This is a genomic window from Enterobacter bugandensis (genome assembly GCF_900324475.1).
Taxonomy (GTDB): Bacteria; Pseudomonadota; Gammaproteobacteria; order Enterobacterales; family Enterobacteriaceae; genus Enterobacter; species Enterobacter bugandensis.
The window spans coordinates 1-13,046 of sequence record NZ_LT992502.1; the positions used below are offsets into that span (position 1 = coordinate 1).

General features: G+C 56.8%; 11 protein-coding genes. 10 read left to right on the plus strand and 1 reads right to left on the minus strand.

Annotated elements, in window-relative coordinates:
- Positions 1-446 precede the first annotated feature (446 nt).
- From dnaA to gyrB, 4 genes are read left to right on the plus strand one after another with little or no spacing between them, the layout of a single operon-like run.
- Positions 447-1,841, plus strand: a complete 1,395-nt coding sequence (gene dnaA, locus DG357_RS00005) for a chromosomal replication initiator protein DnaA (protein WP_032644944.1) — start codon at positions 447-449, stop codon at positions 1,839-1,841.
- A gap of 4 nt (positions 1,842-1,845) precedes the next feature.
- Positions 1,846-2,946 (plus strand): DNA polymerase III subunit beta, encoded by a 1,101-nt coding sequence (gene dnaN / locus DG357_RS00010; RefSeq protein WP_008500170.1) that lies wholly within the window; start codon positions 1,846-1,848, stop codon positions 2,944-2,946.
- On the plus strand, positions 2,946-4,019 hold the full coding sequence (gene recF / locus DG357_RS00015) for a DNA replication/repair protein RecF (protein WP_045260850.1): 1,074 nt from the start codon (positions 2,946-2,948) through the stop codon (positions 4,017-4,019). Before dnaN ends, recF begins: the two co-directional genes overlap by 1 nt.
- 28 nt (positions 4,020-4,047) lie before the next feature.
- A complete protein-coding gene (gyrB, locus tag DG357_RS00020) occupies positions 4,048-6,459 on the plus strand; it encodes a DNA topoisomerase (ATP-hydrolyzing) subunit B (protein ID WP_028014934.1) in 2,412 nt (803 codons plus the stop codon).
- A 34-nt stretch (positions 6,460-6,493) separates the two neighbouring features.
- On the opposite strand, the gene DG357_RS00025 is transcribed toward gyrB, so the two are convergent.
- On the minus strand, positions 6,494-7,429 hold the full coding sequence (locus tag DG357_RS00025; protein ID WP_045630889.1) for a LysR family transcriptional regulator: 936 nt from the start codon (positions 7,427-7,429) through the stop codon (positions 6,494-6,496).
- 109 nt (positions 7,430-7,538) lie between these two features.
- Between DG357_RS00025 and DG357_RS00030 the strand changes: the two genes are divergently transcribed.
- From DG357_RS00030 to dgoD, 6 genes are all read left to right on the plus strand, one after another.
- Complete coding sequence (locus tag DG357_RS00030) at positions 7,539-8,564, plus strand: zinc-dependent alcohol dehydrogenase family protein (protein ID WP_088204439.1); 1,026 nt, start codon at positions 7,539-7,541, stop codon at positions 8,562-8,564.
- 115 nt (positions 8,565-8,679) lie between these two features.
- On the plus strand, positions 8,680-9,492 hold the full coding sequence (yidA, locus tag DG357_RS00035) for a sugar-phosphatase (protein WP_047363227.1): 813 nt from the start codon (positions 8,680-8,682) through the stop codon (positions 9,490-9,492).
- A 226-nt stretch (positions 9,493-9,718) separates the two neighbouring features.
- Positions 9,719-10,408 carry a D-galactonate utilization transcriptional regulator DgoR gene (gene dgoR / locus DG357_RS00040; RefSeq protein WP_003861109.1) on the plus strand — a complete coding sequence of 230 codons (690 nt, stop codon included), beginning with the start codon at positions 9,719-9,721 and terminating at the stop codon, positions 10,406-10,408.
- On the plus strand, positions 10,405-11,283 hold the full coding sequence (locus tag DG357_RS00045) for a 2-dehydro-3-deoxygalactonokinase (RefSeq protein ID WP_088204440.1): 879 nt from the start codon (positions 10,405-10,407) through the stop codon (positions 11,281-11,283). The genes dgoR and DG357_RS00045 overlap by 4 nt, the downstream gene beginning before the upstream one ends.
- Entirely contained in the window at positions 11,267-11,884 is a 618-nt protein-coding gene (locus tag DG357_RS00050; RefSeq protein ID WP_028014939.1) for a 2-dehydro-3-deoxy-6-phosphogalactonate aldolase, read from the plus strand. The genes DG357_RS00045 and DG357_RS00050 overlap by 17 nt, the downstream gene beginning before the upstream one ends.
- On the plus strand, positions 11,881-13,029 hold the full coding sequence (gene dgoD / locus DG357_RS00055) for a galactonate dehydratase (protein WP_028014940.1): 1,149 nt from the start codon (positions 11,881-11,883) through the stop codon (positions 13,027-13,029). The genes DG357_RS00050 and dgoD overlap by 4 nt, the downstream gene beginning before the upstream one ends.
- The last annotated feature ends 17 nt before the right edge of the window (positions 13,030-13,046 follow it).

The following is a 13,046-nucleotide window of genomic DNA, read 5'->3' on the forward strand; positions in this document are numbered from 1 at the left end:
ATTTCCGCACGATTTCGCGTGGAAAATGAGCAACGGACGACGCAGGAAGATGAGCATCACGCGCCGGGTCGAGGATTATACGGCCTCGCCAACAAAGCGCAAGGATCGTCCCGGATCTTCGTTAGATCATTTAAGCAATAAATTGTCGCTGCTCATTAAATTTTCCAATATGCGGGCTAAATCGCGGGGCACTCGCGCCAGGATCGTTTACACTTACCCGGTTTCGGATCTTCCTGTGGATAAATCGGGAAGAATCTGTGAGAAACAGAAGATCTCTGGCTCAGTTTACGCTATGATCCGCGGTCCCGATCGGGATCCCAGGATCCTGGTCAGGATAAATTGCAGATAGCAATTCGCACGTCCCCCTTTACACAGGGTCATGTCGATGTGCGCCAACAATCATGAATATTCAATAGTTTTCTTTTATTGTTCGAGTGGAGTCCGCCGTGTCACTTTCGCTTTGGCAGCAGTGTCTTGCCCGATTGCAGGATGAGTTACCAGCCACAGAATTCAGTATGTGGATCCGCCCGTTGCAGGCGGAGCTGAGCGATAACACGCTGGCTTTGTATGCGCCAAACCGTTTTGTGCTCGATTGGGTAAGAGACAAGTATCTTAATAACATCAATGGCCTGCTGAACGATTTTTGCGGGTCAGATGTCCCACAGCTGCGTTTTGAAGTGGGCACAAAGCCGGTCACCCAAACCGTTCGTGAAACCGTAAATGTAGCCGCGCCCGCTCAGGCTGTTCCGGCTCCGGCGCCTCGCGTTGCACCTGCTCGTCAGGGCTGGGATAACGTCCCAGCCCCCGCAGAGCCAACCTACCGCTCTAACGTTAACGTGAAACACACGTTCGATAACTTCGTTGAAGGTAAGTCCAACCAGCTGGCGCGCGCGGCAGCCCGTCAGGTTGCCGATAACCCCGGCGGTGCTTACAACCCGCTGTTCCTGTATGGCGGCACGGGTCTCGGTAAAACCCACCTGCTGCATGCGGTAGGTAACGGCATTATGGCGCGCAAGCCCAACGCGAAAGTGGTGTATATGCACTCCGAGCGCTTCGTTCAGGACATGGTAAAAGCCCTGCAAAACAATGCGATCGAAGAGTTTAAACGCTACTACCGTTCCGTTGACGCGCTGCTGATCGATGACATCCAGTTCTTTGCCAATAAAGAACGATCGCAGGAAGAATTTTTCCACACCTTCAACGCCCTGCTGGAAGGTAATCAGCAGATCATTTTGACCTCGGATCGTTATCCTAAAGAGATCAACGGCGTTGAAGATCGTCTGAAATCCCGCTTCGGCTGGGGCCTCACCGTGGCGATCGAGCCACCGGAGCTGGAAACCCGCGTCGCGATCCTGATGAAGAAAGCCGATGAGAACGACATCCGCCTGCCGGGTGAAGTGGCGTTCTTCATCGCCAAGCGCCTGCGCTCCAACGTGCGTGAGCTGGAAGGGGCGCTGAACCGCGTTATCGCCAATGCCAACTTCACCGGTCGTGCGATCACCATCGATTTTGTGCGTGAAGCACTGCGCGATTTGTTGGCATTGCAGGAAAAACTGGTCACCATCGACAATATTCAAAAGACGGTGGCTGAGTACTACAAGATCAAAGTGGCAGATTTACTGTCTAAACGTCGTTCCCGCTCGGTGGCGCGTCCGCGTCAGATGGCGATGGCGCTGGCAAAGGAGTTAACCAACCACAGTCTGCCGGAAATCGGCGATGCGTTTGGTGGCCGTGACCATACGACCGTGCTGCACGCCTGTCGCAAGATTGAGCAGTTACGCGAAGAAAGCCACGACATAAAAGAAGATTTTTCCAATCTAATCAGAACATTATCATCGTGACGCTATGAAATTTACCGTTGAACGTGAACATTTATTAAAACCGCTGCAACAGGTGAGTGGCCCATTAGGCGGCCGCCCAACGCTGCCTATTCTCGGAAACCTGCTGCTTCAGGTCGCGGACGGTACGCTGTCGCTGACCGGTACAGATCTGGAAATGGAAATGATCGCGCGCGTTACGTTGACGCAGCCGCACGACGCGGGCGCGACCACGGTTCCGGCACGTAAATTCTTTGATATCTGCCGCGGGTTGCCGGAAGGCGCTGAAATCGCCGTGCAGCTGGAGGGCGACCGCATGCTGGTGCGCTCTGGCCGCAGCCGCTTCTCCCTTTCCACGCTACCCGCTGCGGACTTCCCGAACCTGGACGACTGGCAGAGTGAAGTTGAATTCACTCTTCCGCAGGCGACGATGAAGCGTCTGATTGAAGCCACGCAGTTCTCCATGGCGCATCAGGACGTTCGTTACTACTTAAACGGCATGCTGTTCGAAACCGAAGGTGAAGAGCTGCGTACCGTCGCCACAGACGGCCACCGTCTGGCGGTCTGTTCCATGCCGATTGGCGACTCGCTGCCGAACCATTCGGTGATCGTGCCGCGTAAAGGCGTGATTGAACTGATGCGTATGCTCGACGGCGGTGACACGCCGCTGCGGGTGCAGATTGGCAGCAATAATATCCGTGCCCACGTGGGCGATTTTGTCTTCACTTCGAAGCTGGTTGATGGCCGTTTCCCGGATTATCGCCGCGTATTGCCGAAGAACCCGGACAAAACGCTGGAAGCGGGCTGCGATAGCCTCAAGCAGGCGTTTGCCCGCGCGGCCATTCTCTCGAACGAGAAATTCCGCGGCGTGCGCCTGTACGTGAGTGAAAACCAGATCAAAATCACCGCCAACAACCCGGAGCAGGAAGAGGCAGAAGAGATTCTGGACGTCACCTACGCCGGGGCTGAGATGGAAATCGGCTTCAACGTCAGCTACGTGCTGGATGTGCTCAATGCACTGAAATGCGAGAATGTGCGCATTCTGCTGACCGACTCCGTTTCGAGCGTACAGATTGAAGATGCGGCCAGCCAAAGCGCGGCTTATGTTGTCATGCCAATGAGACTGTAATGTCGCTCACCCGTCTGTTGATCCGCGACTTTCGCAATATCGAAAGCGCGGATCTCGCATTATCCCCCGGCTTTAACTTTCTGGTTGGCGCGAACGGCAGCGGCAAAACCAGCGTGCTGGAAGCCATCTATACGCTCGGCCATGGCCGGGCGTTTCGCAGTTTGCAGATTGGTCGCGTCATTCGCCACGAGCAAGAATCCTTTGTTCTGCACGGGCGTTTGCAGGGCGCAGAGCGGGAAACCGCCATCGGCCTGACCAAAGACAAGCAGGGCGATAGCAAGGTGCGCATCGACGGCACCGACGGCCATAAGGTGGCGGAGCTGGCGCTGCTGATGCCAATGCAGCTGATTACGCCCGAGGGGTTTACTTTACTCAACGGCGGCCCCAAATACAGAAGAGCGTTCCTCGACTGGGGATGCTTTCACAATGAAGCCGGTTTCTTTAACGCCTGGAGCAACCTGAAGCGTCTGCTTAAACAGCGTAACGCCGCGTTGCGCCAGGTCACGCGCTACGCCCAGCTGCGTCCGTGGGACATGGAACTCATCCCTCTTGCGGAACAGATCAGCCGCTGGCGTGCCGAATACAGCGCGGGTATCGCCGAAGATATGGCTGACACCTGCAAACAGTTTTTACCCGAGTTCTCTCTCACCTTCTCCTTCCAGCGTGGCTGGGAGAAAGAGACGGATTATGCCGAGGTGTTAGAGAGAAGCTTCGAGCGCGACCGGATGTTGACCTACACCGCGCACGGCCCGCACAAGGCGGATTTCCGCATTCGTGCCGACGGTGCGCCGGTGGAAGACACGCTGTCGCGCGGGCAGCTCAAGCTCCTGATGTGCGCGCTACGCCTGGCGCAGGGGGAGTTCCTCACCCGCGAGAGCGGACGGCGCTGCCTGTACCTGATAGATGATTTTGCCTCGGAACTTGACGACGCGCGGCGCGGGCTGCTTGCCAGCCGCTTAAAAGCCACGCAGTCGCAGGTTTTCGTCAGCGCCATTAGCGCTGAACACGTTATGGACATGTCGGACGAAAATTCGAAGATGTTTACCGTGGAAAAGGGTAAAATAACGGATTAACCCAAGTTGAAATGAGCGAGAAACGTTGATGTCGAATTCTTATGACTCCTCCAGTATCAAAGTCCTGAAAGGGCTGGATGCGGTGCGTAAGCGCCCGGGTATGTATATCGGCGACACGGATGACGGCACCGGTCTGCACCACATGGTATTCGAGGTGGTAGATAACGCTATCGACGAAGCGCTCGCGGGTCACTGTAAAGACATCGTGGTCACCATCCATGCGGACAACTCCGTCTCCGTTACCGATGACGGCCGTGGCATCCCGACCGGTATTCACCCGGAAGAGGGCGTCTCTGCTGCGGAAGTGATCATGACCGTACTGCACGCAGGCGGTAAGTTCGACGATAACTCCTATAAGGTTTCCGGCGGCCTGCACGGCGTAGGCGTTTCCGTAGTAAACGCCCTGTCGCAAAAGCTGGAGCTGGTTATTCAGCGCGAAGGCAAAATTCACCGTCAGATCTATCAGCACGGCGTGCCTGAAGCCCCGCTGGCCGTTACCGGTGATACCGATAAAACCGGTACCATGGTGCGTTTCTGGCCGAGCCTTGAAACCTTCACCAACGTCACTGAATTCGAGTACGACATCCTGGCGAAGCGCCTGCGTGAACTGTCGTTCCTGAACTCCGGCGTCTCTATTCGCCTGCGCGACAAACGCGACAACAAAGAAGACCACTTCCACTACGAAGGCGGTATCAAGGCGTTTGTTGAGTATCTGAACAAGAACAAAACGCCAATTCACCCGAATATCTTCTATTTCTCCACCGAAAAAGACGGTATCGGCGTGGAAGTGGCGCTGCAGTGGAACGACGGTTTCCAGGAAAACATCTACTGCTTCACCAACAACATTCCGCAGCGCGACGGCGGTACTCACCTTGCGGGCTTCCGCGCGGCGATGACCCGTACTCTGAACGCCTACATGGACAAAGAAGGCTACAGCAAGAAAGCGAAAGTCAGCGCCACCGGTGACGATGCCCGTGAAGGCCTGATTGCCGTGGTTTCCGTGAAGGTGCCGGATCCGAAGTTCTCCTCACAGACCAAAGACAAGCTGGTCTCTTCCGAGGTGAAATCGGCGGTTGAGCAGCAGATGAACGAACTGCTGAGCGAATACCTGCTGGAAAACCCGAACGACGCGAAAATCGTGGTGGGCAAAATTATCGATGCGGCACGTGCTCGTGAAGCAGCGCGTAAAGCCCGTGAAATGACCCGTCGTAAAGGCGCGCTGGACCTGGCAGGCCTGCCGGGCAAGCTGGCTGACTGTCAGGAACGCGACCCGGCACTGTCCGAACTGTACCTCGTGGAAGGGGACTCCGCGGGCGGTTCTGCGAAGCAGGGCCGTAACCGTAAGAACCAGGCGATCCTGCCGCTGAAGGGTAAAATCCTCAACGTTGAGAAAGCGCGCTTCGACAAGATGCTCTCTTCTCAGGAAGTGGCGACGCTCATCACCGCGCTCGGCTGCGGCATTGGCCGCGACGAGTACAACCCGGACAAGCTGCGCTATCACAGCATCATCATCATGACCGATGCGGACGTCGACGGCTCGCACATCCGTACGCTGCTGTTGACCTTCTTCTATCGTCAGATGCCTGAAATCGTTGAGCGTGGCCACGTCTACATTGCGCAGCCGCCGCTGTACAAAGTGAAGAAAGGTAAGCAGGAACAGTACATCAAAGATGACGACGCGATGGATCAGTACCAAATCGCGATCGCCCTTGATGGCGCGACCCTGCACGCGAACTCCAGCGCGCCGGCACTGGCAGGCGAGCCGCTGGAGCGTCTGGTCTCCGAATTCAACGCTACGCAGAAAATGATTGGCCGTATGGAACGCCGCTATCCAAAAGCGCTGCTGAAGGAGCTGGTCTATCAGCCAACCCTGACCGAAGCCGATCTGAGCAACGAGCAGGCCGTAACCCGCTGGGTGAATACCCTGGTGAGCGAGCTGAACGAGAAAGAGCAGCACGGCAGCCAGTGGAAGTTCGACGTTCAGCAGAATGCGGCACAGCAGTTTGAGCCGATTGTTCGCGTGCGTACTCACGGCGTCGACACCGACTACCCGCTGGAGCACGAATTCGTGACCGGCCCGGAATACCGCCGCATCTGCACCCTCGGCGAGAAGCTGCGCGGCCTGATCGAAGACGATGCCTTCATCGAACGTGGCGAGCGTCGTCAGCCGGTAGCAAGCTTCGAGCAGGCGCTGGACTGGCTGGTGAAAGAATCCCGTCGCGGTCTGTCTATCCAGCGTTATAAAGGTCTGGGCGAAATGAACCCGGATCAGCTGTGGGAAACCACCATGGATCCGGAAAGCCGTCGCATGCTGCGCGTCACCGTTAAAGACGCGATTGCAGCGGATCAGCTGTTCACGACCCTGATGGGCGATGCGGTAGAACCACGTCGTGCGTTCATTGAAGAGAACGCACTGAAAGCGGCGAATATCGATATTTAACAGTCGCTATCCCGCATGAAAACTGGCCGCGCTTTTAGCGCGGCTTTTTTATGGGCGCAGGAATGTCCAGCGACATCGCCGCCGGTAAACGGCTCGCCAGCGCATCTATGGCCATTCTTACCCTCAGGGGCAGGTACGGCGTCTGTTGCCAGACGGCATGGACGTCAAAATGGACATCCGGCGCCTGCTTAAAGAGCGGGACAAGCTTTCCCTGATGAATTTCTTTGATGGCCATCCAGCAGGGGAGCCAGGCAATGCCGTGCCCGGTCACCGCCGCGTCGCAGATGGCCTGCAAATCATCCATATTGAGTGATGACCGCGGCGTAAACGTGCGCGGCGTTCCGTCGCTGTCCATAAGCTGCCAGGATAGCACGCGGCCTGCGCGCAGATAGTTAATGGCCGCGTGCCGGGATAAATCATCCACAGCGTCTGGATGACCTCTTTTTTGCAGATAGTCGGGCGAGGCGCACAGGACCATGCGGTGTTCTCCCAGCTTTCTGGCCACCAGCACGCTGCTGTCCTGCAGCGTGCCGTTACGTACCGCCATATCGAAGCCTTCCTCGACCAGATCCACCACGCGGTCGCTGAACGACATTTCAAGCTCAAGCCCAGGGTGTTCCTGCGCCAGTTCAATCAGCAGCGGCGCGACGCACTGGCGTCCAAACAGCACCGGCATGGCAACACGCAGCCGACCGTTGATCTGATGTTTCCCCGTTTCCAGCAGGGATTCCGCGCTCCTGATCTCCTCCAGCGCGCGCAGGCAGCGCTCGTAGAACAGGGCGCCGTTATCGGTGAGCCGCTGGCTGCGGGTGGTGCGCTGAAACAGCCGCACTCCCAGACGTTCCTCAAGTCGAGCAATACTTTTACCCACCGCAGAGCGCGACAGGTGCAGGCGAACTGCGGCCTGCGCAAAGCTTCCTGCCTCCACGGCAGCGACAAAAACAGGAATATCTTTCAGCGTATCGGTCACGGTTTGTATCCATTCAGGCGTCAATGAAGAGAAAACTTATCGCCACTGGTGACGAGGAGTCAACGGTAGACTGTCATTACTGAAGCTTATCTGATGGCAGGAGAAAAAAATGACAGAGACAATGCAGCGCTGGTCAATGAACGCCCTCGGGCGCGAGCATCTCAAACTCATTCATGAATCGGTTCCACAGCCAGGCCCCGGTGAGGTTCGCGTACGGGTAAATGCCGTTGCGCTCAACTATCGCGATAAAATGGTCATCGAAGGCACGATGCCGATTCCGCTTTCCTTCCCGTTCACCCCGGCGTCTGACATGGCGGGCGTGGTGGACAGCGTAGGTGAAGGTGTCACGCGTTTCAAACCCGGTGCTCGCGTCATTTCAACCTTCTTCCCGGAGTGGATCGACGGCAAGCCGCAGGCAGACGCGCGTGATTTGCCCTACAAAACGTCCGGCGGCTATTTCCAGGGAATGCTGGCCGAATATGTGGTTGTAAATGAAAACGCGCTGGTGGCCTCTCCGGAAACTCTGAATGACGCAGAGGCCAGCACGTTACCCTGCGCAGGGCTTACCGCCTGGTTCGCGCTGGTGGAGCGGGGTCAGCTCCGCGCCGGGCAATCGGTGCTGGTACAGGGGACGGGCGGCGTGGCGATTTTCGCCCTGCAAATTGCAAAATCGCACGGCGCAGAGGTTATTGTCACGTCCGGGAGCGATGAAAAGCTGGCGCTCGCCAAAAAACTGGGCGCCAGTCAGGGCGTCAACCGCCTGAAAAGTGACTGGGCTGAAGAAGCATTGGCGCTGACTCAGGATCGCGGCATCGACCATATTATCGAAACCGTAGGTGGGGAAAACCTGAAGCATTCCCTGCGTGCCGTTGCCGTTCATGGGCGTATCTCCGTCATTGGCGTGCTGGCCGGGACTGACATTTCGCTGCCTGCTGCTGAGCTGCTGCTGAAATCCCCCGTCATTCAGGGGATTGGCGTGGGACACCGCCGGGCGCTGGAGGATTTCGTCCGCGCTGTTGACGTCACGGGACTGAAGCCGGTGATTGAGCATCGCTACCGTTTTAACGAGCTTGAACAGGCCCTTGAACATCTGGATCGCGGCGCATTCGGTAAAATCGTTCTCACCCGCGAGTAAGTCGTCGTTCCCCAGGATAAGCGTAAAAGGGGGGGGGCTGTTGCGCAATGTAGCTCTATTTTTGTGTGCTTAATCGCGTTAGCATGAGGTAGCACTCATTTATCCCGGGGAACTCATGGCTATCAAACTCATTGCAATCGATATGGACGGCACGCTGCTGCTGCCAGACCACACTATCTCTCCTGCCGTTAAAAACGCGATCGCCGCCGCACGAGCGAAGGGCGTGAATGTGGTTCTGACCACGGGGCGTCCGTATGCGGGCGTACACAGCTACCTGAAAGAGCTGCACATGAATCAGCCGGGCGATTACTGCATCACCTATAACGGCGCGCTGGTGCAGAAAGCCGCAGACGGCAGCACGGTTGCGCAAACTGCGCTGAGCTATGATGACTACCTGTTCCTCGAAAAACTGTCCCGTGAAGTGGGCTCCCACTTCCACGCGCTCGATCGCAATACGCTCTACACCGCCAACCGCGATATCAGCTACTACACGGTGCATGAATCCTACGTTGCGACCATTCCGCTGGTGTTCTGTGAAGCCGAGAAAATGGATCCGGCGACGCAGTTCCTGAAGGTGATGATGATTGACGAGCCGGAGATCCTGGATAAAGCCATCGCGCGCATTCCGGCGGAGGTAAAAGAGAAGTACACCGTGCTGAAAAGTGCGCCGTACTTCCTCGAAATCCTCGATAAACGCGTCAATAAGGGCACCGGCGTGAAATCACTTGCTGATGCGTTAGGGATTAAGCAGGAAGAAATCATGGCGCTCGGCGACCAGGAGAACGACATCGCGATGATTGAATTCGCGGGCGTTGGCGTGGCAATGGATAACGCCATTCCTTCGGTGAAAGAGGTGGCTGATTTCGTCACCAAATCTAACCTCGAAGACGGTGTTGCCTACGCGATCGAGAAGTTTGTGCTGCAGTAACGCTTATTTTTAATCATCAGCCCCGGTTATCAACCGGGGCTTTTTTTTGCCCTGTATTTATCGAATTGTTCTTTTTGTGATCTTGATTGTAGTACAACATTAAATGATTGTACTACATTGTCACCACGGCAAAGACGAATGGCCTCACGTTTGTACTGCAAAAGTGAGGCGAAATTCAGCGGTCGCGGTAAAGTAGTGATGGACATACAGAGCACAAGGACTCTCCATGACTCTCAATAAAACCGATCGCATCGTTATTACGCTGGGCACTCAGATTGTGGGCGGTAAATACGTTCCCGGTTCGCCGCTCCCCGCAGAGGCTGAACTGTGCGAGGAGTTTGAAACCTCGCGCAACATCATCCGGGAAGTGTTCCGCTCGCTGATGGCGAAGCGGCTGATTGAAATGAAGCGCTATCGCGGCGCGTTTGTTGCTCCGCGCAACCAGTGGAACTACCTCGATACCGACGTGCTGCAGTGGGTGCTGGAAAACGACTACGACCCGCGGCTTATCGGCGCGATGAGTGAAGTTCGAAACCTGGTGGAGCCGGCAATTGCGCGCTGGGCGGCGGAACGCGCGACCTCCGGTGATTTGGCCCAGATTGAATCGGCTTTAAACGACATGATCGCCAATAACCAGAACCGGGAGGCGTTCAACGAGGCGGACATTCGCTACCACGAAGCGGTGCTGCAGTCGGTGCATAACCCGGTATTACAGCAGCTTAGCGTGGCGATCAGCTCGCTACAGCGAGCGGTATTTGAACGTACCTGGATGGGTGATGAGGCCAACATGCCAAAAACGCTCCAGGAACATAAAGCGCTGTTCGATGCGATACGGCATCAGGACGGCGATGCGGCAGAGCAGGCGGCGCTTACCATGATTGCCAGCTCGACACGAAGGCTGAAGGAAATCACATGACATCTCGCTACATCGCAATTGACTGGGGATCGACCAATCTGCGCGCCTGGCTTTATCAGGGCGAGCAGTGCCTGGAGAGCAGGCAATCAGAAGCAGGCGTGACGCGCCTGAACGGTAAATCCCCCGAGGCGGTGTTAGCAGAGGTCACACAAAACTGGCGCGACAGCGCCACGCCGGTGGTAATGGCGGGAATGGTGGGCAGTAACGTAGGCTGGAAAATTGCACCTTATCTGCAGGTTCCCGTCCATTTCTCCGCTATTGGCGAGCAGTTAACGTCCGTTGGCGACAATATCTGGATTATTCCCGGTTTGAGCGTCTCTCGCGACGATAACCACAACGTGATGCGCGGCGAAGAGACGCAGCTGCTTGGCGCGCGCTCTCTCTCTCCTTCTTCTGTCTACGTCATGCCCGGCACGCACTGTAAGTGGGTCCAGGCTGACGCTGAGCAAATCCACGATTTTCGCACCGTAATGACCGGCGAGTTGCACCATTTGCTGCTCAACCATTCGCTGGTCGGGGCCGGTTTACCTGAGCAGGAATCCTCGTCAGAGGCGTTTGCCGCCGGGCTTGAACGTGGGATCGCCTCCCCTGATGTGTTGCCGCAGCTTTTTGAGGTTCGCGCCTCGCACGTGCTGGGACTTCTCCCGCGCGAGCAGGTCAGCGAGTTTCTCTCCGGCCTGCTGATTGGCGCAGAGGTCGCCAGCATGCGTGAGTTCATCGCGCACGAGCAGGCCATTACGATTGTCGCAGGCGCATCGCTAACGTCGCGCTACGAACAGGCATTTCGCGCCGTTGGGCGTGATGTTTCGACGGTATCCGGCGACACGGCATTTCAGGCAGGAATAAGGAGCATCGCTCATGCAGTGGCAAACTGATCTTCCCCTTATCGCGATTTTGCGCGGCATCACGCCCGATGAGGCGTTAGACCACGTCGGCGCGGTTATCGACGCCGGATTCGACGCGGTAGAAATCCCGCTCAACTCGCCCGACTGGGAAAAAAGCATTCCGGCCGTGGTGGAGGTTTTCGGCGATAAGGCGCTGATTGGCGCAGGCACCGTGTTACAGCCTGAGCAGGTCGATCGGCTGGCAACGATGGGCTGCAGGCTTATCGTCACGCCCAATATTCAGCCTGAGGTGATCCGCCGCGCGGTGGGTTACGGCATGACGGTCTGCCCGGGCTGCGCCACTGCCACGGAAGCCTTTACTGCCCTTGATGCGGGCGCGCAGTCGCTCAAAATTTTCCCGTCATCGGCTTTTGGACCGGACTACATCAAGGCGTTGAAAGCGGTATTGCCCGCCAGCGTACCGGTCTTTGCCGTGGGCGGCGTAACGCCAGAAAACCTGGGCCAGTGGATGAGCGCTGGCTGTGTGGGCGCAGGGTTGGGTAGCGATCTTTATCGTGCCGGCCAGTCCGTGGAACGTACCGCACAGCAGGCGGCAGCATTTGTGAAAGCGTATCGAGAGGCAGTGAAATGAAAATAACCAAACTCACCACGTACCGTTTACCCCCGCGCTGGATGTTCCTGAAAATCGAAACCGATGAAGGGGTTGTAGGCTGGGGCGAACCGGTGATTGAAGGGCGCGCGCGCACCGTTGAAGCGGCAGTACACGAGCTGGGCGAATACCTGATTGGTCAGGATCCGGCGCGCATTAACGACCTGTGGCAGGTGATGTACCGCGCGGGCTTCTACCGCGGTGGTCCGATCCTGATGAGCGCCATCGCCGGTATCGACCAGGCGCTGTGGGATATCAAAGGTAAAGTGCTTAACGCGCCGGTCTGGCAGCTTATGGGCGGCCTGGTGCGCGACAAAATCAAAGCCTACAGCTGGGTAGGCGGCGACCGTCCTGCGGAAGTGATCGACGGCATCACGCAGTTGCGCAATATCGGCTTTGACACCTTCAAGCTCAACGGCTGCGAAGAGATGGGTGTTATCGACAATTCGCGTGCGGTAGACCGGGCGGTCAATACCGTGGCGCAAATTCGTGAAGCCTTCGGCAACGAGATTGAGTTTGGCCTGGATTTCCACGGCCGCGTCAGCGCGCCGATGGCCAAAGTGCTGATTAAAGAGCTGGAGCCGTATCGCCCGCTATTTATCGAAGAGCCGGTGCTGGCCGAGCAGGCGGAGTACTATCCGAAGCTGGCTGAACAGACCCACATTCCTATCGCGGCGGGTGAACGTATGTTCTCGCGCTTCGAGTTTAAACGCGTACTTGAAGCGGGCGGCATAGCGATCCTACAGCCGGACCTTTCTCATGCGGGCGGCATCACCGAATGCTACAAAATTGCCGGGATGGCAGAAGCTTACGATGTGGCGCTGGCACCGCACTGCCCGCTCGGCCCAATCGCGCTGGCGGCCTGCCTGCACGTCGACTTCGTCTCCCGCAATGCGGTGTTCCAGGAACAGAGCATGGGGATTCACTATAACAAGGGCGCGGAACTGCTCGATTTTGTGAAAAATAAAGAAGACTTCTGCATGGAAGGCGGTTTCTTTAAACCGCTTACGAAGCCGGGCCTTGGCGTGGAAATTGACGAAGCTAAAGTCATTGAGCTGAGTAAGAATGCGCCGGACTGGCGAAACCCGCTGTGGCGTCATGAGGACGGCAGCGTAGCGGAATGGTAATCGCCATCCCGTAGACC